Source organism: Streptomyces hyaluromycini, assembly GCF_002217755.1.
Taxonomy (GTDB): Bacteria; Actinomycetota; Actinomycetes; order Streptomycetales; family Streptomycetaceae; genus Streptomyces; species Streptomyces hyaluromycini.
Map to the genome: position 1 here is coordinate 62,936 of NZ_BCFL01000034.1, position 21,203 is coordinate 84,138.

The following is a 21,203-nucleotide window of genomic DNA, read 5'->3' on the forward strand; positions in this document are numbered from 1 at the left end:
GACGGCAGGCGCGCCCGGTGACCTCGGCTCAGGACGGCAGGCGCGCCCGGTGACCTCGGCTCAGGACGGCAGGCGGGCCGCGGCCAGCAGGCGGGTCACGTCGGTGGCGCAGATGGTCAGGGCCGCGCCGACCGTGCCGAGGACCTCGCGTTCGGCGTTGGTGTAGGGGCCGTCGGCGAGTGCGATGCGGGCGGCCTGGAGGAGCAGGGACTCGCGGCCCGCGGGGGCGAGGTGCGGGGCCAGCGGGTCGAGGGCCTCGTGCAGCTCTATCGCCAGGCTGGCCCGGTACGGCTGCTCGAAGACCCGTCCGGTGTCGGCGACCAGGGCCTCGACCAGCGCGCCCAGCTGTTCCTCCGTGGCCTCCTCGAAGCCGGCCGCGCGGACCGCGCCCGCCGCCGCCTCCAGGGCCGTACGGGAACAGGTGCCGCCGGCGGCGAGGACGGCGAGGGCGACGGTGTGCACGGCGTCGCGGAGCATCGCCGAGAAGCGGGAGGTGGTGGGGTGGTCGAGGACGTCGGTGCCGTAGTGGTGGCGGCAGGCGGCGCACTCCACGACCGGCCCGGTGGTGCCGCGCGGCAGCACGGGCACGCCGAGCAGGGTGAAGCGGCGACGGCCGGTGAGCCGCTGGTAGTTGCGGTCGCCGCCGCAGCCGGGGCAGTAGAACTCGCCGTCGCCGACGGGTGTCCATGCGGTGCGGGTGCCCAGGATGCGGGCAGGCCTGGTGGTTCGGCCGTCTCGTCCCCGTACTGGCAGCACGTCGCACCTCCGTAACCCCGTGGCAACATCGCCACCGCTGGCGTGATGTTAGCCACATGAAGGAGCCGGAGTCAGTACCTCGTACGAGACCTGTCCGTGACCTGCACGACGAGTTGGCCGGGAAACGACCTGGCCCTGACCGCCGAACGAGGCGGCCAGGGCCGTGAAGTCGCTGGTCAGAAGGGTCAGCGGGCGGCGCGGTTCACCGCGGAGACAACCGCCTTCAGCGATGCACGCGTCGTGTTCGCATCGATGCCGATACCCCACAGGATCTTGCCGTCGATCGCGCATTCGATGTAGGAGGCGGCCTGCGCGGAGGCACCCTCGCTCATCGTGTGCTCCTGGTAGTCCAGGAGACGTACGTCGATGCCCAGGCCCTGCAGCGCGTCGAAGAACGCGGAGATCGGGCCGTTGCCGGAGCCGGTCAGGACGGTGTCCTCGCCGTCGACGACGGCCTCGACGGTGAGGGTGTCGGTGCCGTCGGTGTCGGTGGTCGACTGCCCGGTGCGGACCTGGAGACGGCCCCAGGGGTTCTCCGGGTTCGGCAGGTACTCGTCCTGGAAGACCGACCAGATGTCGGCGCCGGTGACCTCGCCGCCCTCGGCGTCCGTCTTCGCCTGGATGATCTTCGAGAACTCGATCTGCATCCGGCGCGGCAGGTCCAGCTTGTGGTCGTTCTTCAGGACGTAGGCGATACCGCCCTTGCCGGACTGCGAGTTGACGCGGATGACCGCCTCGTAGGAGCGGCCGACGTCCTTGGGGTCGATGGGCAGGTAGGGCACCGCCCACTCGATGTCGTCGACGGTGACGCCCTTCGCGGCCGCGTCGGCCTCCATGGCGTCGAAGCCCTTCTTGATGGCGTCCTGGTGGGAGCCGGAGAAGGACGTGTAGACCAGGTCGCCCACGTACGGGTGGCGCGGGTGGACCTCCATCTGGTTGCAGTACTCCCACACGCGACGGATCTCGTCGATGTCGGAGAAGTCGATCTGCGGGTCGACGCCCTGGGAGAAGAGGTTCATGCCCAGGGTGACCAGGTCGACGTTGCCGGTGCGCTCGCCCTGCCCGAACAGGCAGCCCTCGACGCGGTCGGCGCCGGCCATCACGGCCAGTTCGGCGGCGGCCACGGCCGTACCGCGGTCGTTGTGCGGGTGGACGGAGATGCAGACGTGCTCGCGGCGGGAGAGGTTGCGGTGCATCCACTCGAAGCGGTCCGCGTGCGTGGACGGCGTCGAACGCTCCACGGTGGCAGGCAGGTTGAGGATGATCTCGCGGCCCGGACCCGGCTGGTAGACGTCCATGACCGCCTCGCAGACCTCCAGCGCGAAGTCCAGCTCGGTGTCGGTGAAGATCTCCGGCGAGTACTGGTAGCCGAACTCCGTCTCCGGGCCCAGCAGTTTCTCGGCGTACTCCATCACCAGGCGGGTGCCGTCGACGGCGATCTGCTTGATGTCGTCCTTGGAGCCGCGGAAGACGACCCGGCGGAAGACCGGGGCGGTGGCGTTGTACAGGTGGACGGTGGCCCGCCGGGCGCCCTTCAGCGACTCGACCGTCCGCTCGATCAGGTCCTCGCGGGCCTGGGTCAGCACGGAGATGGTGACGTCGTCCGGGATCGCGCCCTCTTCCTCGATGATCGAGCGCACGAAGTCGAAGTCGGTCTGGCCGGAGGCCGGGAAGCCGACCTCGATCTCCTTGTAGCCCATCTTGACCAGCTGGTCGAACATCCGGCGCTTGCGCTCGGGCGACATCGGGTCGATCAGGGACTGGTTGCCGTCGCGCAGGTCGGTGGAGAGCCAGCGGGGAGCGGCGGTGATCCGGTTGTCCGGCCAGGTGCGGTCCGGGATGTCGACCTGCTCGTAGCGGCCGTACTTGTGGATCGGCATGGTGCTGGGCTGCTGGCGGTTCGCCATGATTGCGGGGCTCCTAGTGGGTGTCCGGAAGGACGGCCGACGACGCAACGCGAAGCTCCGCGGGGAGGGAGTCGACCTGGACTACAGGCCCTCGCCGCGGCAGCTAAGAAGAAGCAGCCCGAAACGCATGATGCTCCGCATGCTAGCCGAGCCCCCTCGGACGCGGGGCGCCGTATCAGTATGCGGGACCGGTGGAACAAACGGGACAAAAAGTGCGCCATACCACTCCCGCTCACGGAGCGTGGCTAATTGTCACGGTATTTCACCAATCATGGTTGCGGGTAGTGACAGCCGAGTGACTCAATGCGAAGGTGCGGTGCATGACGACCAACGGGGGCTCTGAGCCCGTCATCAACCGCACGCCCGTCTTCTGCGGGATCGTGCCGCCGCACATCCTCGACCACCTCGCCCGGCACGAGGACCAGGCGCTCGCCGACTCCGCGCTGCGCACCCTGCAGCACGACTCCGCCGCCCGCACCCGCCGCCGCATCACCGCGGTCCGCACCACGGCCGCCGCCGTCGCCGCCCCGGCGGCCCCCGACACCGCTCCGCACCGCACGATCTACGACGCCGGGCACGGCACCGACCTGCCCGGCACCGAGGTCCGCACGGAGGGCTCCGAGCCCGGCCAGGACGCTACCGTCAACCGCGCCTACGCCGGCCTCGGCGCCACCTTCGAGCTGTACCTGAAGGCGTACGAGCGCAACTCCATCGACGGCGACGGGCTGCCGCTGAACGCGAGCGTCCACTACGACGTCAACTACGACAACGCCTTCTGGAACGGCGACCAGATGGTGTTCGGCGACGGCGACGGCGAGATCTTCGTCGACTTCACCACCTCCGTCGACGTCATCGGCCACGAGCTCACGCACGGCGTCACCCAGTACACCGCCAACCTGGAGTACTACGGCCAGTCCGGCGCCCTCAACGAGTCGGTCTCCGACGTCTTCGGCTCGCTCATCAAGCAGTACTCCCTCGGTCAGAGTGCCGACCAGGCCGACTGGCTGATCGGCGAGGGCCTGCTCGCCCCGGGCGTGCACGGGGTGGCGCTGCGCTCGATGAAGACCCCGGGCACGGCGTACGACGACCCGCGCCTCGGCAAGGACCCGCAGCCGGCGACCATGCAGCACTACGTGAAGACCAGCCGGGACAACGGCGGCGTGCACATCAACTCCGGCATCCCCAACCACGCCTTCTACCTGCTCGCCACCGCCCTCGGCGGCAACGCCTGGGAGCGGGCCGGGCAGATCTGGTACGACGTCCTCACCGGCGGCGAACTGCAGTCGGACGCCACGTTCACGGACTTCGCGAAGCTCACGGTCGCCGTGGCCAAGGCCCGCTACCAGACGGGCGAGGAGAGCGAGGCGGCCCTGAAGGCCTGGGCCCAGGTGGGGGTGCAGGCCGCCTGACCGTTCGAGGTGCACACCGCCTGACCGCTCGGGGTGCACACCGCCCGGTTCCGTACTACACAGGGACCCATGCGTATTCAGGTGAGGCGCACGGGCGGGTTCGCGGGCATCGAGCGCCGGGCCGAGGTGGACACCTCGGGCCGGCCCGACGCCGCCGAGTGGGAGGCCCTGGCCGAGCGCGCGCTCGCGGCCGGCCGGGCCTCCCCGCCGCCGGGCGTGCCGGACGGGTTCGCGTACGAGATCACGGTGGACGGACGGACGGTGTACGCGGCCGACCCGCAGCTGACCGAGGACCAACGCGAGTTGATCTCACGGGTGTTGAAGGAAGGGGCGTGACCAGGTCCCGTAACGGGTAGTTCACGCCCGGGCGTTGACTTACGTTACCGGGGGTAAGGATGATCCCGGCCATGGCGACAGACGCGGTCCATCCGATTCCCCCCTTCCCCCGGTTCCCCGACGGCTTCCTCTGGGGTGTCTCGACCTCGGCTCATCAGATCGAGGGCGCGGCCGACCTGCGGGAGCCGTCCGTGTGGGACGTGTTCGAGGCGGAGCCGGGCCGGATCAAGGACGGCTCGACGGCGGCGGTGGCCTGCGACCACTACCACCGCCACCGCGAGGACGTGGCGCTCCTGGCCGGCCTCGGCGTGGACGCGTACCGCTTCTCCCTCTCCTGGCCGCGGGTCCGCTCCGCGGGCGGCCTGGACTTCTACGACCGCCTGGTCGACGAGCTGTGCGCGGCCGGCATACGCCCGGTCCCGACCCTCTTCCACTGGGACCTGCCGGTCGCCCTGCAGGAGAAGGGCGGCTGGCTGGACCGGGACACGGCGGCACACTTCGCCGAGTACGTCTCGGCCGTCGCGGACCGGCTCGGCGACCGGGTCAAGAAGTGGATCACCCTCAACGAGCCCGCCGAGCAGACCCTGTTCGGATACGCCCTGGGCGCCCACGCCCCCGGCGAGCAGCTGATGTTCGACGCCCTCCCGGTCGCCCACCACCAGCTCCTCGCCCACGGTCTGGCGGTACGGGCGCTGCGCGCGGCCGGCGCCACCGACATCGGCATCGCCAACTCCCACGGCCCGACCTGGCCGGCCTCGCAGGAGCAGCCGGACCTGGAGGCGGCCGCCTTCTACGACCTCCTCCTCAACCGTCTGTTCGCCGAGCCGATCCTGCTCGGCGAGTACCCGGACGGAATGGGCGACCTGATGCCCGGCGACGTCGCGGCCGACCTGAAGGTGATCGCCGAGCCCCTCGACTGGTACGGCGTCAACTACTACTCCCCCACGAAGGTGGGCGCCCCGCAGGGCACCGAGATCGAGTTCGGCGGGCTCACCCTCCCCGCCGAACTCCCCTTCTCCGTCCAGGACATCGATGACGTCCCGGTGACGGACTTCGGCTGGCCGGTGGTCCCTCAGGGCCTCACCGAACTCCTCACCGGCTTCCGCGACCGCTACGGCGACCGGCTCCCGCCCGTCGTCATCACCGAGAACGGCTGCTCGTACCAGGGCATCGACGACCAGGACCGCATCGCCTACCTGGACGGCCACATCCGGGCGCTGCACAGGGCGGCGGAGGCCGGGGTGGACGTGCGCGGCTACTTCGTCTGGTCGCTCCTCGACAACTTCGAGTGGGCGGAGGGGTACGAGCGCCGCTTCGGCCTGGTCCACGTCGACTACGCGACGCAGGTGCGGACGCCGAAGTCGTCGTACGCCTGGTACCGGGACGTCCTGCGGGCGCAGAGATGACGACGACCCGCGAGCCGGCTGAGCCGGGCGCCCTGGCGGAGCCGGTCGAGAGGGTCGGGCGGGGCTGGACCTCCGCGCTCTCCCTCGCCAACGGGGCGATCTGGGTGGGCTGGTACGGCCCCCTGCAGATCCTGCTCGCCTCCCAGGCCAAGGACTTCGCGCCCGGCTCCGGGATGTCGAAGGAGACGATGCTGGCCTGGGTGACCGGCGTCGGCGCGGTGGTGTCGCTGGCGGCCAACCCGGTCTTCGGCGCGCTGTCGGACCGTACGACGTCCCGCTGGGGCCGCCGTACGCCGTGGATCGTCGCCGGTACGGCGGGCGGGGCGCTGTCCCTGCTGGTCCTCGCGGGCGCCGGCGGCATGTGGACGATGATGCTGGGCTGGTGCCTGGTCCAGCTGACCCTGAACGCGGCCTTCGCGGCGGTCACGGCGGCGGTGCCGGACCGGGTGCCGAGGCTCCAGCGGGGCTCGGTGGGCGGCTGGCTGGGGGCCGCGCAGATCCTCGGCGTGGTCGGCGGCACCGGCCTTGCGACGGCCGCCGGGGGCGTCGGGGCGGGCTATGTGGCGTGCGCGGTGTTCACGGCGCTGGGCGTCCTGCCGTACGTGCTGCGCCACCCGGACCTGCGGCTGGCGCCGGAGGACCGCCCGCCCTGGTCCTGGCGCGCCTTCCTCACCGGCTTCTGGCTGAGCCCGCGCCGCTACCCCGACCTGGGCTGGGCCTGGCTGACCCGCTTCCTGATCAACCTCAGCAACTCCCTGGTCCTGCTGTACCTGCTCTACTACCTCCGCGACCGCCTGCACTACTCCGATCCCGACCAGGGGGTGCTGATCCTGACCGCCGTCAACGGGCTGACGCTGATGGCGACGGTCGTGGTCGGCGGGGTCTGGTCGGACCGGGCGGGCCGCCGCAAGCCGTTCGTGATCTGGTCCGGGATGCTGATGGCGGTGGCCACGGCGCTGCTGTCGGTGTGGCAGACCTGGCCGGGGGCGCTCGTGGCCTCGGCGGTGCTGGGCATCGGCTTCGGGGTGTTCACCTCCGTGGACTTCGCGCTGATGACCGACGTCCTGCCGAAGGCGGTGGACCGCGGCAAGGACCTCGGCGTGATCAACGTGGCCAACGCCCTGCCGCAGGTCGCGGCGCCCGCCCTCGCCGCACCGATCGTCACCTACCTCGGCGGCTACCGGGTCCTGTACCTGGCGGCGGCGGTGATCGGGCTGGCGGGGGCGTGGCTGGTGCGGCGGATACGGGGGGTCGACTGAGCGCCCCGAAGGGGCGCGGGGCCGTATCCGATATGCGGCTACCGCCGCGATGGGGGTCCCCCCGGGTTCGAGCGAAGCCGAGAACTTGGGGGAGCGACCAGCCGCGACGGCGCGGCACACGGCACAACGCGGCACCTCCGGCGGAGCGCTCGGCCCGGCCTACAGGGCCCCGGCGTCCCGGGCCGTCCAGGCGCTCGGGTAGATCGGCCGGAAACCGAGATCCCGGCGGATCTTCCGGTTCGACATGATCCCGTGCCAGGGGTCGCGGTCGGTACCGGTGGACAGGTCCTCGGGCGGCTCGACGCCGGCCAGCCGGTACAGCTCCACGGTCGTGACGGGCGCGTCGTCGGCAATGTTGTAGACCGGGCCGTTCACCGCGGGGGCGTACAGCAGCCGCATCAGCCCCTGCCCGACGTCCGCGTGGTGGGCCATCTGGAGCCGCTGCGCGGGGGCCCAGCGCGCGGCCCAGGGCAGCGCGTTCGCGATGTGCGGGTCCCCTTCGCCGTAGACGAACGGCAGCCGCCCGATCCGCACCTCCATGCCGCCCGCCAGGGCGAGCAGCTCCCGCTCGGCGGCCGCCTTGGACTCGGGGTACGCGCCCCACATCGCGCCGCCGGGCCGGCTCTCGTCGTCCTCGGTGAGCGGGCGGCCGCGCCCGGATCCGTACACGTTCCCGGTGCTGACCTGCACGAACCGTCGTACACCGGCGCTCAGCGCAGCCCGCCCGAGGGCCACCGCCGCGTCCCGGTTGACCGCCCAGGCCTCCTCGTCCGGCACCCCGCGGAAGGCGGCGGCGACGTTCACGACCGCGTCCGCCCCGGCGACGGCCTTGCCGAGCGCCTCCTCGTCCCGCAGGTCACCGACGGCGACCTCGGCACCCAGCACGGCGAACGGCTCCCCGCGGGCCGCGTCCCGCACCAGCACCCTTACCCGCTCGTCCCCTTCGGCCTGTGTGATCAGCCGCGGCACGAGCCGCCGTCCGACCTGCCCGGTCGCCCCGGTGACAAGAGTGATCATGGCCTTCTCCTTCGCTCTGGTCCCCTCACCCTCGCCCCGGCCCTTCGCCACCGGGAGAGACCTCCCGATCAGGGGACCGGCGGTCCCTGGATAAGCCGGGCGCTCCAGGCCACCCTGGAGAGGTGAACCGCCCCGAACTCGCCGACTTCCTGCGCCACGCCCGTACCCGCCTGGACCCCTCCGACGTGGGCCTGCCGCCCGGCGCCCGGCGGCGCACCCCCGGGCTGCGGCGCGAGGAGGTGGCCTCGCTGGCCGGCATGTCCGCCGACTACTACACGCGGCTGGAACAGTCCCGGGGCCCGCGCCCGTCCCGCCAGATGCTGACGGCACTGGCCCGCGCGCTGCGCCTGACGCAGGACGAACGGGACCACCTGTTCCACCTGGCCGGCGAGGAGCCCCCGCGCCGGGAGGCGACCAGCACCCATGTCGGCCCGGGGCTGCTGCTGGTCCTGGACCGGCTGCACGACACCCCGGCACTGGTGACGACCGACTGCGGCGAGGTCCTGGCCCAGAACGCCCTGTCGCGGGCGCTCAGCGGCGACGTCCTGGCCCGCCCGCCGCGCGAACGCAACCTGCTCCGCCGCTACTTCCTTGACCCGTCGGCCCACGGCGTCTTCCCGCCGGAGGACCGCCCGGCGCGGGCCCGCGAACACGTGGCCAACCTCCGGGCGGTGGCCGCCGCCCGCCCCGCCGACCCGGTCCCCGCCGCCCTCGTCGCCGAACTCCTCGCGGGCAGCGAGGAGTTCGCCCGCCTGTGGGCCGAACACGAGGTGGCGGTACGCCGCGCGACGACGAAGCGCTTCCTCCATCCGTCCGTCGGCCTCCTGGAACTGGACTGCGAGGTCCTCATCAACACCGACACCCACCAGCACCTCGTCATCCACACGGCCCGCCCGGGCACGGACTCGTACGAACGGCTGCAACTGCTACGGGTGGTGGGGCTGCAGGACATGAGCGCGGCCGTACGGGATCACCAGGTGTGAGCCACGTCCACCACGAGATGGTTGGCCGTCTGGAAGACCCGGAACGGCAGCCGGGCGCGGACGCCGAGGCCCGCCTGGGTGTAGCCCTCGGAGCCACCCGTGACCTTGAACTCCCGGAAGGTCCGGTACCCGGTGACGTCGACGGACGGCAGCGGCGGGTAGGGCTGTCCGGTCGCCGGGTCGTAGCGCGGGGCGAACAGCGAGATCTCCAGAATGGCGCCGCCCTTGATCGGCACGACGACGTCGGACGGGTCCTGGTGCAGTACGTCGACATAGCGGACGCTGTAGCCGATCGGGTCGGCCGATGTGCCCTGGGCGTCGAAGACCAGCCGGTCAAAACACTCGTGCTGCCCGGTCCGCACGTCGGTCAGCCGCCTGGAGGCGACAGCGTCACCGGTCTTGTCCAGGCTTCCCCACGTCACGGCACAGTCCACGGCCGTCGGCGCGGCCACCGCCGGAACCGTGCCGGCCAGCAGGCCACCACCCGCCAGCACCATCGCGGCCAGTGCAGTACCTATCCGTCGCATGACTACCCCCCAGCAGTTCGCGCAGATGTGTACCTTTTCAGACCGACGGCCTTCCGAAAGGTTGTACGCAGGGGAGCAGTCCATCCCGGCACAGGGGCCCCTTCCGGCACCGCCCCCTCAGAACCCCAGCCGCCGCAGCTGCTTCGGGTCCCGCTGCCAGTCCTTCGCGACCTTCACGTGCAGGTCGAGGAAGACCGGCGTGCCCAGCAGTGCCTCGATCTGCTTGCGGCTCTTGATGCCGACCTCCTTCAGGCGCTTGCCCTTGGGGCCGATGATGATGCCCTTCTGGCTGGGGCGCTCGATGAACAGGTTGGCGTGGATGTCCAGGAGGGGCTTGTCGGCGGGGCGGTCCTCGCGCGGGAGCATCTCCTCGACCACGACGGCGATGGAGTGCGGCAGCTCGTCGCGGACGCCCTCCAGGGCGGCCTCGCGGATCAGCTCGGCGATCATGACCTGCTCGGGCTCGTCGGTCAGGTCGCCCTCGGGGTAGAGCGCCGGGCCCTCCGGGAGCAGCGGCACCAGCAGGTCGGCCAGGAGCTTCACCTGCTTGTCCCCGACCGCCGAGACCGGGACGATCTCGGCCCACTCGAAGCCGAGCTCCTTGCCCAGCTGGTCGATGGCGATCAGCTGCTCGGCGAGGGCCTTGGAGTCGACGAGGTCCGTCTTGGTGACGACGGCGACCTTGGGGGTCTTGCGGATCCCCGCCAGCTCCTTGGCGATGAAGCGGTCACCCGGACCGATCTTCTCGTTCGCCGGGAGACAGAAGCCGATCACGTCCACCTCGGCCCAGGTGGTGCGGACCACGTCGTTGAGCCGCTCGCCGAGCAGCGTGCGCGGCTTGTGCAGGCCGGGGGTGTCGACCAGGATCAGCTGGGCGTCCTCCCGGTGCACGATCCCCCGTACCGTGTGCCGCGTCGTCTGCGGCTGGTTCGCGGTGATCGCCACCTTCTGCCCGACCAGAGCGTTCGTGAGGGTGGACTTGCCCGCGTTGGGGCGCCCGACGAAACAGGCGAAGCCCGCCCGGTGGGCGGCCTTCGGCGATTCCGACGGCTCGGTTGACTGGCTGCGAACGCTCATGGCCCCCATTCTCCCTGATCCAACACGCCCCGCCGCACCGTGAGATTTCGGTAACCCCGACGCAACGAAACGTCACGGAAACACAGCTGTACGCAACCGGAAACCGGGACCGGTGACCCTCTGACGAGCCCCGACCGACGTTGGAGACGCCCGTGTTCCTCTCCGCCGCGCACCCAGACACCGGTGACACCGCCTGGCTGCTCGCCGCGACCGCCCTGGTCCTGCTGATGACCCCGGGTCTGGCCCTGTTCTACGGCGGCATGGTCCGCACGAAGAGCGTCCTCAACATGCTGATGATGAGCTTCGTGTCGATCGCGCTGGTCACGGTGGTGTGGCTGGCGGGCGGATACACGCTCGCCTTCGGGGACGACCTGGGGGCCGGACTCCTCGGCGACCTGGCCCACGCGGGCATGCACGGCATCGGCCCGGACAGCGTCCAGGGCACCGTCCCCACCCTCCTCTTCGCCACCTTCCAGCTCACCTTCGCGATCGTCACGGCCGCGCTGATCAGCGGCGCGATCGCGGACCGGGCGAAATTCGGGGCCTGGCTGGTGTTCGTCCCCGTCTGGGCACTGCTCGTATACGTTCCCGTGGCGCACTGGGTGTGGGGCCCGGATGGCTGGATCGCGCACCGTCTCGGCGCCCTCGACTTCGCCGGCGGCCTGCCCGTCGAGATCACCTCCGGCGCCTCCGGCCTCGCCCTGTGCCTGGTCCTCGGCCCGCGGCTCGGCTTCAAGAAGGACGCCATGCGGCCGCACAACCTGCCGATGGTGATCCTGGGCGCCGGTCTGCTCTGGTTCGGCTGGTTCGGCTTCAACGCCGGCTCGGCGATGGGCGCGAACGGCCTGGCCGCCGCCGTCTTCCTGAACACCCTCGCGGCCGGCTGCACCGGCCTGCTGGGCTGGCTCTTCGTCGAGCAGAAGCGCGACGGCCACCCCACCACCCTGGGCGCGGCCTCCGGCGCGGTCGCCGGCCTGGTCGCCGTCACCCCCTCCTGCGGCTCGGTCTCCCTGCTCGGCGCCCTCGTCGTCGGCCTCGCCGCGGGCGTGGTCTGCTCGTACGCCGTGAGCTGGAAGTTCAAGCTGGACTACGACGACTCGCTCGATGTCGTCGGCGTCCACCTGGTCGGCGGAATCATCGGCACCCTTCTGATCGGCCTGTTCGCCGAGAAGGCGATGACCGGCGGCGCCGAGGGCCTCTTCTACGGCGGCGGGCTCGGCCAGCTCGGCAGGCAGGCGGTGGCGGTCGTGGCCGTCGCGGCGTACGCGTTCGCGGTGACGTACGGCATCGGCAAGCTGATCGACAAGGCGATGGGCTTCCGGGCGGCCGAGGACCAGGAGCACACCGGCCTGGACCTTACGGTGCACGCCGAGACCGCTTACGATCACGGGGTCCTGGGCCACGGCGCCCCGGTCGCCCACTCCGTCCTCCCCACCGCCCAGAAGGTCAAGAGCCAGCCATGAAGCTCATCACCGCCGTCGTCAAGCCCTACCGCCTCGACGCGGTGAAGACCGCGCTGCAGGAGCTCGGCGTGCACGGTCTGACCGTGACCGAGGCCAGCGGGTACGGCAGGCAGCACGGCCACACCGAGGTGTACCGGGGCGCCGAGTACCGCGTCGACCTGGTCCCCAAGGTCCGCATCGAGGTCGTCGTCGAGGACGCCGACGCCGAGCCCGTGATCGAGGCGGTCGTCAAGGCCGCGCAGACGGGGAAGATCGGGGACGGGAAGGTGTGGGCGGTGCCGGTGGAGACGGTCGTACGGGTGCGGACGGGCGAGCGCGGCCCCGACGCCCTCTGAGCAGCGGACGCCCTCTCAGCAGCGGCGGCAGGCCCCGGCCCCGCCGCGTCCGGGCGAACAGCGCACCGGCCGCCGCCCCGGCAGCGAAGACCACCGCCACCACCAGCCACGGCAGCGCGAGGAACGACGCGCTCGCCGACTCCCTGGTGCCGGCCGCGCTGGCCGTCAACGTCACGTTGCCCCAGTCGAGTTGGGGTGCGTCCCGCCAGCGCGCGGTGAGCTTGACCCGCTCCCCCGGCAGCAGCTCGGAGGGGACCCCGGTGAGGTCGCGGCTGAGCAGCGTACGGCCGAACAGGCCCTCCGCCCGCAACCGCACCTTCGGATCCAGGGTGACGTTCCCGGTGTTGTGCAGGGTGTAGGAGATGGTCGCCGTGCTGGCGCCGAGGCCGGGCACGAGCGGCTGGTGATGGCTGAGGTGCACGTTCTCCACGGTGAGGGCCGGGAGCGTCGGCCCGCTCACCCGCAGATAGACCCGGGCGCCGACCGCCCGCTGTACGCCGAGCGCCAGGGACCCGGCCCCCGGATCGACCTTCTCGTCCAGCGCGACGATCGCCCCGGGATGGTCACCGGGCTCGGCCCCCTGCGGCACATGCAGCGTGAACGGAACGGTGACCGTCCTGTGCGGCGGGACGGTGACCCGCGCCTTCCCGATCTTCGCCCAGGCCCCCACCCCCCGCATCTTCTCCTTCACCGTCCGGACGGCGAAGCCGCCGTCCCGCGCGGTGTTGTAGGCGTCGGCCGCGTACAGCCGGAAGGTGAGCGGCTTGCCGGTCTTGTTGGCGACGGCCACCTTGTCGGTGATCGTCTGCCCGGGGTCGAGGGAGAGGTAGAAGTACGGCCGCGCCGCGATCTTCGAGGCGACCGGATAGACGGACCAGCTGCCGTTGTCGGCGGCGCGCGCGGGACCCGCCGTGCACAGGACGCCGAGGATCAGGCTCAGGAGGAGGACATACGGCTTGGCGCGACGACGCATGGGTGCGGACCCCCGGTCGGAAGCGGGTCGGTGGCGACCGGGTCTTTCGCTGTTTCGAAAGCCCGGTCGCCACAAGGGAGTTGACGGTTGGCAGTTGGCAGTCGGCTCAGGTGAGCGTCAGGGTCAGGACTCCGGAGTACGATCCCGGAGGCGTGAACGCCGGTACGTCCAGGGAGAGTCCGGCGTCGACCGTGAACTCACCGCCGGTGAGCGTGGCGTCCGGGGTCGACGCGAGGGTCGCTCCGGAACTGCCGACGGTGCCCGCGGAACCGGCCGCACAGGTGCTGGGGCTGCCCGACTTGGTCGCACAGCTCGGGGTCCAGCTGAGCTTCCCGGCGTCGATCTTGGCGCCGGGACCGGTGAAGTCGGTGACCTTGCCGGTGAGCGACCAGCCGGCCGGCCCGCCACGGAAGTCCTTGACGGTGACGGTCTGCAGGCTGCCCGTGGACGCCCCGCCCTGCCCGAAGTCGACCGCCGACAGCGCGACGGAGTCCCCGGCCTGGGACATGGACAGGGTCCCCGCCTTGACGGTGGTCGTCAGCTTCTGGCTCCCGTCGGGCACCGGCGTGGTGTCGTTGACGACGTAGGCGGCGGGCCCCGCCCCCGCATCGCTGCTCCACGCGCTCCCCTCGTAGGCCACGATCCCGGTCGTCGTCTTGTCGTTGACGACGAGGGGCGCGCTGAAGGAACCGTCGGAGCCCGCGGTGGCCGTCGCCGTGTCGGCGGTCTGGCTGCTGCCGGACCGCCCGGCGAGGGTCACGGTCGCCCCCGGCGTGAAGTTCTGCCCGCTGACGGTCACGCTGTCACCGGGGTTGCCGGAGGCCTTGTCCAGGCTGATGGCACGGTTGTTGACCGGCGTGGTGGCGGTCGCCGTGACGGTCTCCGACACCGGGGCGGGCGGGTTGGTGACCGTGCACGGGGTGTCCAGCTCCAGGATGTAGCTGGTGTGGATGTTGTAGTCACTGGGCGAGAGCGTGATGGCGCCCGGCGAGGTGACGGTGAACGTCCCGGTCATGGAGAACGACGGGAAGACCCCGTACCCCGGCACCGGATCGTTCTTCTTCGGCCCGGTCACCGTCACGTCACCCGTCTGCGCCCCACCCAGCGTGACCTTCCCCGTCGGCGTCATGATGTCGGCCGGCAGGGCGAGGGCGGTGGGGTTGTTGGCGGCGGGCGTGACCACGGTGTAGGTCACGGTGACCGTGTCGCCGACCTTCGGACTGGTGTTGTCCACCGAGATGTTGGCGGTGGTGGTGCCGTCGATCGGCGGGAGGCCCGCGATGGCCGGCGGGATGCAGTGCGTGGCGAAGTCGACGTTCGCCCCGGCGGCACCGGCCGGGCAGGCCAGCGCGCCGCCCGCCGTGACCGCGAGCGCGGTCGCCCCGAACAGTGAGATCCAGCGCCACCGTCGGGATCTTCGTGATCTTGGGGGTGAACCCATGGAAGCCCCCTCCTGAGGGTTGCGGGCGCAGCGGCTCCTCTGCGCCGACAGGGGGCCATTGATGTGGAGGCCGCGTGAGAAGTCAATGGAGATGCCGCAGAAACCTGACGGTTCATCAGCTTCTGCGGCATCCGGAACGAACCCGTCAGCACGCTCAGAACACGAACGGGCCGGGGGACTGGGCGGCGCTGGACGTACAGGTGACGGTGACGCCGAAGATGACCATCTTCAGCGAGCCGCCGTAGAAGTCGAGGCTGTCGCCGGAGGCCACGGTGCCGGGGAGGGGTCCGACGGTGACCGCGGAACCGGCGGCCATCGCCGGGTTCACGGTCCCGCTGAAGACGACGTTGCTGCCGGTCGAGTTGGCCATGGTCAGCGTGGAGGCGATGGAGTTCGCCGACAGGGCGAGCGGGGTGGTGATCGCGCTGGAGGTGAGCGTGAGGGTGGCGGAGGTGCCGCTCTGGGTGGCGGTGAGCGTGGCCGCGCCGCCGCCGAAGATGCCGCAGCTGGCGGTGACGGTCGCGGTGGTCGGGGTGACGGCGGCGGCCGAGGGTGCGAAGGCCAGCGCCGTGGCGGCGAGGGCCCCCGCCGCGAGTGCCGCACCGGTGGCTGTTCGTTTCATGGGGATGGGCTCCCTTCCCGTTACGTGGGAATGCCATGTGGGGATGGCGACCCCGGTCCGGGTGGGTGCGGACACACCGCGGGGCCGAATCTGACGGTCCGTCGGAACTTACGGTCCCATTGATGCGCGAGCGACACAGACCTACAAGGTTGAAATTTGGCCGACTACGGAGGGGGCGGCGGCGAGGGGTGGCTGGGGGGTTTGGGCGGGTGCGGGTGTGTGGGGGCTGATCGCGCAGTTCCCCGCGCCCCTTTGGGGCGCCTGTGCTGGTCCCACCTCAAGGGGCGCGGGGAACTGCGCGAGCAACCACGACGCCGCCGCACCCGCCCACACACGTCCACCCACCCCAGTCAACCCACCCCGCCCCCTCCCCCGACGGAGTCAGACAAGTCCTCGCTTCTCAGCGGAGCGAGTCGGGTGGGCGGGTGGGCGAAGGTCAGGCCGGGACAGTGAGCCGCACTTCCCCGTCCGCCCCCGCCAGCAGCACCGGCGTCCCCGGCCCCCCAAGATCCCGCACCGCAGCCAGATCCTCCGCCGAGACCCCCTCGGCCCCCGAAACAACCGCCGCCGCCTCCAGCGACTCCGCCCCCGACGCCACCGCCATCGCCACCGCCGTCCGCAGTGCGCTCAGCTTCAGCGAGGCCAGCTCCACGGTCCCCGCCACATACGTACGGCCCGTCGAGTCCCGTACGGCCGCCCCCTCGGGCACCCCGTTACGGGCCCGGGCCGAGCGGGCCAGGGTGACGATCTTGCGGTCCTCGGCATCAAGCGCGTTGCTGTCGGTCATGCCCCGAGCATACGAACAACCCGGACCACACCCGCCCTCCTCCCCCGCCACCGGACGGAGTCAGTCGAGGGCCTGGACGATCTGACTCCGTTCCGCGGTGTGCAGCACCCGCCCGCGCGCACCGTTCACCAGCGGCAGATACGGCGGCACATGCCCGCACTCCACGTCGGCGACGACCGGCACCCCGAGCGGCCCGAGCGCGTCGAGCACGGCCTCGTGCTGGCTGAGAGTCGGGCAGTCGGGCGCCCTGGTCCGCCCGACCAGCACCGCGGCGGCCCGGTCGAAGAACCCGGCGAGCCGCATGCCGTGCAGGTTCCGGCAGACGGTGAACGCGTTGTCCTCGCACGCCTCGACGTAGACCAGCAGCGGTTCGTCCCCGGCGAAGCCGGCGGTGTCCAGGTACGGCGTCCCGGCGACACTTGCGAGGGTCTCGATGCAGCCGCCGATCAGCCGGCCCTCGACGTCCACGTCCCCGTCCGCGTCGAGCCGGGTCCAGGTGCCCTCGGCGTCCAGGGTGAGGTCCCGGATGCCGGGCTCCGCGATCCAGTCGTCCCGCCCCGTGGCCCGGTACCGCCCCGGCGGGGTCTGGGTGAACGGCCGCCCCTGCGGTGCGGCCACGACGTCCAGCCAGGACACGAGACCCTCCGGCGGCAGGTAGGGCGTTTCCATCAGGCAGTTGCCGTGCACGGTCGCGACGCCGGTGCGCAGGGTCAGCGGGGTGATGAGGGTCGACATGTCCGAGTAGCCGACGACCCAGGTCGGTTCGGACCGCCCGATGGCCTCGAAGTCGAGCAGCGGGAGGAGGTCGATGCCGGTCTCGCCGCCCCACGGGGGCACGACGGCCCGGATCGTCGGGTCGGTCAGCATCGCGGCGAGTTCGGCGGCGCGCTCGGCGGCCGGTGCGCTGAGGTGCGTGGCGCCGTCCATGCACCGGCCCACCACCACCTCGTACCCGCGCTCCTCGACCGTACGGACCGCCGCGTCGAGCCGCCCGCGAAGCACCTCGGGCACCCCACTGGACGGCGAGGTCACACCGACACGGTCACCGGGGCGCAGGGGGCGCGGGTATCTGATGGCCACAGGAGGAATTCGATCACGGATCCAGCACGCCGGACCGTCCCTTGCGACACTGCGCTCCGAAAGGTGCCCGACGCGACTGGGGTTCAGACGGCGCCGAAGCCTCCGGCCTTGACGCACCCCATGAACGAGGAGAACGCGTCGGCCGGGAACTGAAGCACCGGTCCGGCAGGGGTCTTGGAGTCACGGACGGGGACCACCCCGCGCGAGGCGACGAGGTTGGCGGCGACCTCGACACACGCGCCGCCGTTGTTGCTGTACGAGGACGTGAACCAACGCGGGGACTCGGTCGTCACGGGATGCCGCCCTTTCGAAGCTCGTTGATCAAGGCCACGGACGTCGCCTGAGACGGCGCTTCGGCCTGCAACTGATGGTAGGCCGTCAGCAAGGGCAGGACGAACGTGCTTTCGCGTTCGAGATGGCCCCGATGCGCGGACTCGGCGTACGACATGAGCGAGCGGTCCGGCATCGTCAGCAGGTAGACGGGCAGGTCGAACGGACGGCGGGCGCCCATGTCGAACGGGGCGACCTGGAGATGCGTGTGGGGCAGTTCGGCGAACTCCGCCAACCGCGCCAGCTGGGCGTCCATGACGGCGGGTTCGCCGATCGGCCGACGCAGGCAGCTCTCGTCGAGTACCGCGAAGATCAACGGCGGTGGAGTCCGGACGAGCGCGGCCTGCCGCTCTGCCACGAGCATGACGCGTTCCTCCGCCTGCTCGGCCGTGATCGCCCCCCGCTTGACGGCGCCCTGTGCGAGCACCGTCGCGTACTCCGGTGTCTGGAGCAGGCCGGGGACGACGCCCACCTCGTACAGCCTGATCTCCACCGCCTGGGACTCGTGGTCGACGTACTGCGGAAACCCCTCCAGCAGACCCGCGTTGCGGACCTTGCTCCACGCACGCTCAAAGATGTCACCCGTCTCGAACGCCTTGTCGGCACTACGCGCGAGGCGCAAAGTCGGAAGTTTGCGACCGGTTTCGACCGACGACATATGCGTACTGGAATATCCCATCTTCTCGGCCATGACTTCCTGGGTCCATCCGCACGCTTCCCGTGAGCTGCGCAGACGAGCCCCGAACGCCGCCTGTGGCGAGCTGTCGGGGTCCAACTCCCTGCGGTTCAAGGGATTCTCACCAACCTTTCGTTCCTGCCAGGCAAGTTGAATGGTTCCCGACGGCAGGCCACGCTGAACCTCCCTGGTAGTGGATTCACTACGGAGAGGAGTCGCCCCTTGTGCGGCGAGAACAATTCAGCGCGGCAGCAGGAGCCCCCACCCCTCCCGGCCACCGGCACGCTCCTGGCGGACGACCAGGAGCGGGTCGGCGAGTTCCGCGGTGAGTGGATGGGCCGCTGGTCCCTGCGACCCGAGAGCGGCGGAGTCGAATGGACCGTAGACCCCGGGGAGGTACAGCCGGCCACCCCCGAACAGCGCTTGAGATTCGCGACAGCCCGCGCCAACGCGCGAAGCCGGGGTGAGGTGCTGTGACAGCCCCCGGTCGAGTCCTACGACTTGTCGAGTGGACGTTGCGCCCCGACATGGACGCCGACGCCCCGCCGACCACCTACGCGCTCCGGTGCCTCACCCTCACGGAGGACGACGCCGAATGCGGCGCGCTGTCGGACACGACACTGGACCCGACCGAACCGCAGGACTGGGCGTTCGACCACCTGCGCAGGCACCCCGGGCACACGAGCTTCGCTGAGCTGATCGAGCGCCCTTGGGTGATGTGGCACGGCTTGGGACCTCAGCAGAACGACCACAGCGAACGCAAGGAAGGAAACGGCACATGACCGGCCTCGTCGAACTACCCATGTCCCCGCTCGCCGGAATCCGGTCCCTTGAACGGAGATCACCGGAAAGTGCCAACTACGGTGCACGCACTGTCTGTCGGAGTCCAGCCCGCAGGCCACGCACGGCACCATGACGCCCACGGACTGGCGCTCGGTCATCACGGACGCTGCCGCACTCGGCATCCGGACCATTCAGCTCATCGGCGGTGAGCCGACCGCTCACCCGAACTGGCGGGAGTTCCCGGAACTCGCGCTGTCGCTGGGACGGCGTGTGGAGGTGTACTCCAACCTGTTTCATGTTCGGGACGAGTGGTGGGACGTGTTCGCTCTCGACGGTGTGACGCTCGGAACGAGCTACTACAGCGACGACTCAGAGGAGCACGACAGGATCACGGGCCGTGCGGGTAGTCACGCCCGTACCCGAAGCAACATCGGCGAAGCCGTGCTCCGTGGGATCACGATCCGGGCCGGAATCGTGGACGTCCTTCCGAAGCAGCGTGTCGAAGAAGCCCGCGCGGAGTTGGCGGCGATGGGCGTGGCCGGCATCAGCACGGACCGGGTGCGAGCTGTGGGTCGTGCCATGCCGCCCGGCACGAAACCGACTCTGAGCGAGATGTGCGGCCGGTGCACACGGGGCCGGGCCGCCGTCCTGCCGAACGGTGATCTCGCCGGCTGCGTGCTCTCGCGCGACTTCCCGGTGGGGAACGTGCGGGACACCCCGCTCGCCGATCTGCTCGGCGGGAAGGCGTGGGCGGACCTCGCCATGCGCATTCCCGCTTCGCGGGCAGCGTGTCCTCCGGATGACTCGGGCGACTGCGACCCTGCGAACACCGAAGCGTGCGACCCGGCGTACGACTGACCTGGAAGGCTCAGCGGCATGAACTGGCAGAGCAAGGCGACCGCCCTCGCGGACCTGGTGACCGATCCGGATTCACGGTGGCTCGCTCCCGTGGCACGGGTGCCCCGTCATGAACTGGTCCCCCGATGGTGGGACCGGGACGGTTCGGGCCAGTGGGCGTTGCGCGACGGCCCGAGTGCTCCGGAAGCATGGGCGGCTGCCGCCTACTCCGACCGTTCGCTGGTCACCAGGGTCGGCACACTGCACGCTGACGACGCGAACCCCGACGACCGGCCGAAGGGAAAGCCCACGTCATCCGCCACGCACCCGAGTCTGGTGGTGCGGATGCTGCGCCACGGGCGGCTCGGGGCCGGGTTGTCCCTGCTCGACCTGGGTACAGGAGCCGGCGGTCTGACCGCTTACGCCAGCTACCGACTCGGAGACCGGAACGTCACGAGCCTGGACGTGGACCCGTACCTGGTGCGCACAGCCGGAGAACGGCTGGCGGCCATGGGCTTTCAACCCAAGATGATCACGTCGGATGCCACTGCCCATGTACCCGGCTCGTACGACCGGATCGTGTGCACGGTGGCGCTCGCTCCTGGACCGGGACTCAGGCCGGTGCTCGGTGCGCTGCAACCCGGCGGCCGGCTCGCCACCGCCCTCGCGCGAACCTCCCTGATCGTGACCGGGTGGAAACACCACAACGGTGACGTGGTGGGACGGGTGGAACCCGACACGGCCGGCTTCATGCTCACCCGGTCCGGCGACGACTACCCGCCCACTCTTGCCGAGTTGTTCGCACTCGCCCGTGACACGGAGGGAGAATCAAGGAGCACCGGCCGCTACCCCGTGGTGGACGTGGCCAACGCGTGGGAACTCCGGTCCATGCTGGAAGTCACCGCACCGGGCATCGAAGTCGGCTACGAGAGCAGCGGACGCGAGCGGACGGCATACCTGGTCCACCCGGACGGGTCATGGGCGCGGGCATCCGCCGAGTGGATCGACCCGCCGGAAGTGCACCAGAGCGGCCCGCAAAAGCTGTGGTCAGTCCTGGAACGCATCCGCAACCGCCTCAACGCGGAAGGGACTCTGCCGTTGCTCGGTGCGAACGTCCGCATCACTCCCGACGGCGTATGCCACCTGTCCCGAGGACAGTGGCACACGTCTATGGGCGCATAGGTGGTCAGGCGCAAGGC

The 21,203-nt window shown here is 70.8% G+C and carries 22 protein-coding genes; 10 read left to right on the top strand and 12 right to left on the bottom strand.

Features of this window, described 5'->3' with window-relative positions; genetic code table 11:
• Positions 1-60: 60 nt before the first annotated feature.
• Together SSP29_RS44855 and leuA are read right to left on the bottom strand one after the other, a co-directional pair.
• On the bottom strand, positions 61-756 hold the full coding sequence (locus tag SSP29_RS44855) for a tellurite resistance TerB family protein (RefSeq protein WP_089106749.1): 696 nt from the start codon (positions 754-756) through the stop codon (positions 61-63).
• A gap of 185 nt (positions 757-941) precedes the next feature.
• The gene (gene leuA, locus SSP29_RS44860) at positions 942-2,663 is read right to left on the bottom strand and encodes a 2-isopropylmalate synthase (RefSeq protein WP_089106750.1); all 1,722 of its coding nucleotides are present in this window, start codon (positions 2,661-2,663) and stop codon (positions 942-944) included.
• 320 nt (positions 2,664-2,983) lie between these two features.
• Here leuA and SSP29_RS44870 point away from each other — a divergent pair, with 320 nt between their 5' ends.
• From SSP29_RS44870 to SSP29_RS44885, 4 genes are all read left to right on the top strand, one after another.
• Entirely contained in the window at positions 2,984-4,072 is a 1,089-nt protein-coding gene (locus SSP29_RS44870) for a M4 family metallopeptidase (RefSeq protein WP_089106751.1), read from the top strand.
• A gap of 69 nt (positions 4,073-4,141) precedes the next feature.
• Positions 4,142-4,408, top strand: a complete 267-nt coding sequence (locus SSP29_RS44875; RefSeq protein WP_089106752.1) for a protealysin inhibitor emfourin — start codon at positions 4,142-4,144, stop codon at positions 4,406-4,408.
• A gap of 59 nt (positions 4,409-4,467) precedes the next feature.
• Positions 4,468-5,814, top strand: a complete 1,347-nt coding sequence (locus SSP29_RS44880; protein WP_150136159.1) for a GH1 family beta-glucosidase — start codon at positions 4,468-4,470, stop codon at positions 5,812-5,814.
• Complete coding sequence (locus SSP29_RS44885; RefSeq protein ID WP_089106754.1) at positions 5,811-7,073, top strand: MFS transporter; 1,263 nt, start codon at positions 5,811-5,813, stop codon at positions 7,071-7,073. Before SSP29_RS44880 ends, SSP29_RS44885 begins: the two co-directional genes overlap by 4 nt.
• A gap of 159 nt (positions 7,074-7,232) precedes the next feature.
• On the opposite strand, the gene SSP29_RS44890 is transcribed toward SSP29_RS44885, so the two are convergent.
• Positions 7,233-8,090, bottom strand: a complete 858-nt coding sequence (locus SSP29_RS44890; RefSeq protein WP_089106755.1) for an NAD-dependent epimerase/dehydratase family protein — start codon at positions 8,088-8,090, stop codon at positions 7,233-7,235.
• Between the two features lie 122 nt (positions 8,091-8,212).
• Between SSP29_RS44890 and SSP29_RS44895 the strand changes: the two genes are divergently transcribed.
• On the top strand, positions 8,213-9,073 hold the full coding sequence (locus SSP29_RS44895; protein WP_089106756.1) for a helix-turn-helix transcriptional regulator: 861 nt from the start codon (positions 8,213-8,215) through the stop codon (positions 9,071-9,073).
• On the opposite strand, the gene SSP29_RS44900 is transcribed toward SSP29_RS44895, so the two are convergent.
• Positions 9,061-9,600, bottom strand: a complete 540-nt coding sequence (locus SSP29_RS44900; RefSeq protein ID WP_150136161.1) for an AMIN-like domain-containing (lipo)protein — start codon at positions 9,598-9,600, stop codon at positions 9,061-9,063. The genes SSP29_RS44895 and SSP29_RS44900 overlap by 13 nt on opposite strands.
• Positions 9,601-9,717: 117 nt before the next feature.
• Complete coding sequence (gene era, locus SSP29_RS44905) at positions 9,718-10,686, bottom strand: GTPase Era (protein WP_089106757.1); 969 nt, start codon at positions 10,684-10,686, stop codon at positions 9,718-9,720.
• Between the two features lie 143 nt (positions 10,687-10,829).
• On the opposite strand from era, the gene SSP29_RS44910 reads away from it, so the two are divergent.
• A complete protein-coding gene (locus SSP29_RS44910; RefSeq protein ID WP_089106758.1) occupies positions 10,830-12,140 on the top strand; it encodes an ammonium transporter in 1,311 nt (436 codons plus the stop codon).
• The gene (locus SSP29_RS44915; RefSeq protein WP_089106759.1) at positions 12,137-12,475 is read left to right on the top strand and encodes a P-II family nitrogen regulator; all 339 of its coding nucleotides are present in this window, start codon (positions 12,137-12,139) and stop codon (positions 12,473-12,475) included. The genes SSP29_RS44910 and SSP29_RS44915 overlap by 4 nt, the downstream gene beginning before the upstream one ends.
• Here SSP29_RS44915 and SSP29_RS44920 read toward each other — a convergent pair.
• From SSP29_RS44920 to SSP29_RS44950, 7 genes are all read right to left on the bottom strand, one after another.
• Positions 12,369-13,448, bottom strand: a complete 1,080-nt coding sequence (locus tag SSP29_RS44920) for a WxL protein peptidoglycan domain-containing protein (protein WP_089106760.1) — start codon at positions 13,446-13,448, stop codon at positions 12,369-12,371. The genes SSP29_RS44915 and SSP29_RS44920 overlap by 107 nt on opposite strands.
• Positions 13,449-13,554: 106 nt before the next feature.
• Positions 13,555-14,889, bottom strand: coding sequence for a WxL domain-containing protein (locus tag SSP29_RS44925; RefSeq protein WP_150136162.1), 1,335 nt, complete (start codon positions 14,887-14,889; stop codon positions 13,555-13,557).
• A gap of 154 nt (positions 14,890-15,043) precedes the next feature.
• Positions 15,044-15,511, bottom strand: coding sequence for a hypothetical protein (locus tag SSP29_RS44930; RefSeq protein ID WP_089106761.1), 468 nt, complete (start codon positions 15,509-15,511; stop codon positions 15,044-15,046).
• Between the two features lie 436 nt (positions 15,512-15,947).
• Complete coding sequence (locus SSP29_RS44935; RefSeq protein WP_089106762.1) at positions 15,948-16,298, bottom strand: cytidine deaminase-like protein; 351 nt, start codon at positions 16,296-16,298, stop codon at positions 15,948-15,950.
• A gap of 60 nt (positions 16,299-16,358) precedes the next feature.
• Complete coding sequence (locus SSP29_RS44940) at positions 16,359-17,330, bottom strand: S66 family peptidase (protein WP_245883536.1); 972 nt, start codon at positions 17,328-17,330, stop codon at positions 16,359-16,361.
• A gap of 131 nt (positions 17,331-17,461) precedes the next feature.
• Positions 17,462-17,671: a DUF397 domain-containing protein gene (locus SSP29_RS57675; RefSeq protein WP_089106764.1), complete on the bottom strand. Its 210-nt coding sequence runs from the start codon at positions 17,669-17,671 to the stop codon at positions 17,462-17,464.
• Positions 17,668-18,498 (bottom strand): helix-turn-helix domain-containing protein, encoded by an 831-nt coding sequence (locus SSP29_RS44950; RefSeq protein ID WP_089106765.1) that lies wholly within the window; start codon positions 18,496-18,498, stop codon positions 17,668-17,670. The genes SSP29_RS57675 and SSP29_RS44950 overlap by 4 nt, the downstream gene beginning before the upstream one ends.
• A gap of 359 nt (positions 18,499-18,857) precedes the next feature.
• Between SSP29_RS44950 and SSP29_RS44960 the strand changes: the two genes are divergently transcribed.
• From SSP29_RS44960 to SSP29_RS44970, 3 genes are read left to right on the top strand one after another with little or no spacing between them, the layout of a single operon-like run.
• Entirely contained in the window at positions 18,858-19,166 is a 309-nt protein-coding gene (locus SSP29_RS44960) for a DUF7848 domain-containing protein (RefSeq protein WP_438363847.1), read from the top strand.
• Between the two features lie 58 nt (positions 19,167-19,224).
• Entirely contained in the window at positions 19,225-20,025 is an 801-nt protein-coding gene (locus tag SSP29_RS44965) for a radical SAM/SPASM domain-containing protein (RefSeq protein WP_150136165.1), read from the top strand.
• A gap of 18 nt (positions 20,026-20,043) precedes the next feature.
• On the top strand, positions 20,044-21,186 hold the full coding sequence (locus tag SSP29_RS44970; protein WP_089106768.1) for a methyltransferase domain-containing protein: 1,143 nt from the start codon (positions 20,044-20,046) through the stop codon (positions 21,184-21,186).
• Positions 21,187-21,203: the final 17 nt, after the last annotated feature.

Coding starts and splice junctions, on each gene's coding strand:
- leuA (WP_089106750.1), bottom strand. CDS start 2,663: ATGGCGAACCGCCAGCAGCCCAGCACCATGCCGATCCACAAGTACGGC.
- SSP29_RS44870 (WP_089106751.1), top strand. CDS start 2,984: ATGACGACCAACGGGGGCTCTGAGCCCGTCATCAACCGCACGCCCGTC.
- SSP29_RS44875 (WP_089106752.1), top strand. CDS start 4,142: ATGCGTATTCAGGTGAGGCGCACGGGCGGGTTCGCGGGCATCGAGCGC.
- SSP29_RS44880 (WP_150136159.1), top strand. CDS start 4,468: ATGATCCCGGCCATGGCGACAGACGCGGTCCATCCGATTCCCCCCTTC.
- SSP29_RS44885 (WP_089106754.1), top strand. CDS start 5,811: ATGACGACGACCCGCGAGCCGGCTGAGCCGGGCGCCCTGGCGGAGCCG.
- SSP29_RS44890 (WP_089106755.1), bottom strand. CDS start 8,090: ATGATCACTCTTGTCACCGGGGCGACCGGGCAGGTCGGACGGCGGCTC.
- SSP29_RS44900 (WP_150136161.1), bottom strand. CDS start 9,600: ATGCGACGGATAGGTACTGCACTGGCCGCGATGGTGCTGGCGGGTGGT.
- era (WP_089106757.1), bottom strand. CDS start 10,686: ATGGGGGCCATGAGCGTTCGCAGCCAGTCAACCGAGCCGTCGGAATCG.
- SSP29_RS44915 (WP_089106759.1), top strand. CDS start 12,137: ATGAAGCTCATCACCGCCGTCGTCAAGCCCTACCGCCTCGACGCGGTG.
- SSP29_RS44920 (WP_089106760.1), bottom strand. CDS start 13,448: ATGCGTCGTCGCGCCAAGCCGTATGTCCTCCTCCTGAGCCTGATCCTC.
- SSP29_RS44925 (WP_150136162.1), bottom strand. CDS start 14,889: ATGGGTTCACCCCCAAGATCACGAAGATCCCGACGGTGGCGCTGGATC.
- SSP29_RS44930 (WP_089106761.1), bottom strand. CDS start 15,511: ATGAAACGAACAGCCACCGGTGCGGCACTCGCGGCGGGGGCCCTCGCC.
- SSP29_RS44935 (WP_089106762.1), bottom strand. CDS start 16,298: ATGACCGACAGCAACGCGCTTGATGCCGAGGACCGCAAGATCGTCACC.
- SSP29_RS44970 (WP_089106768.1), top strand. CDS start 20,044: ATGAACTGGCAGAGCAAGGCGACCGCCCTCGCGGACCTGGTGACCGAT.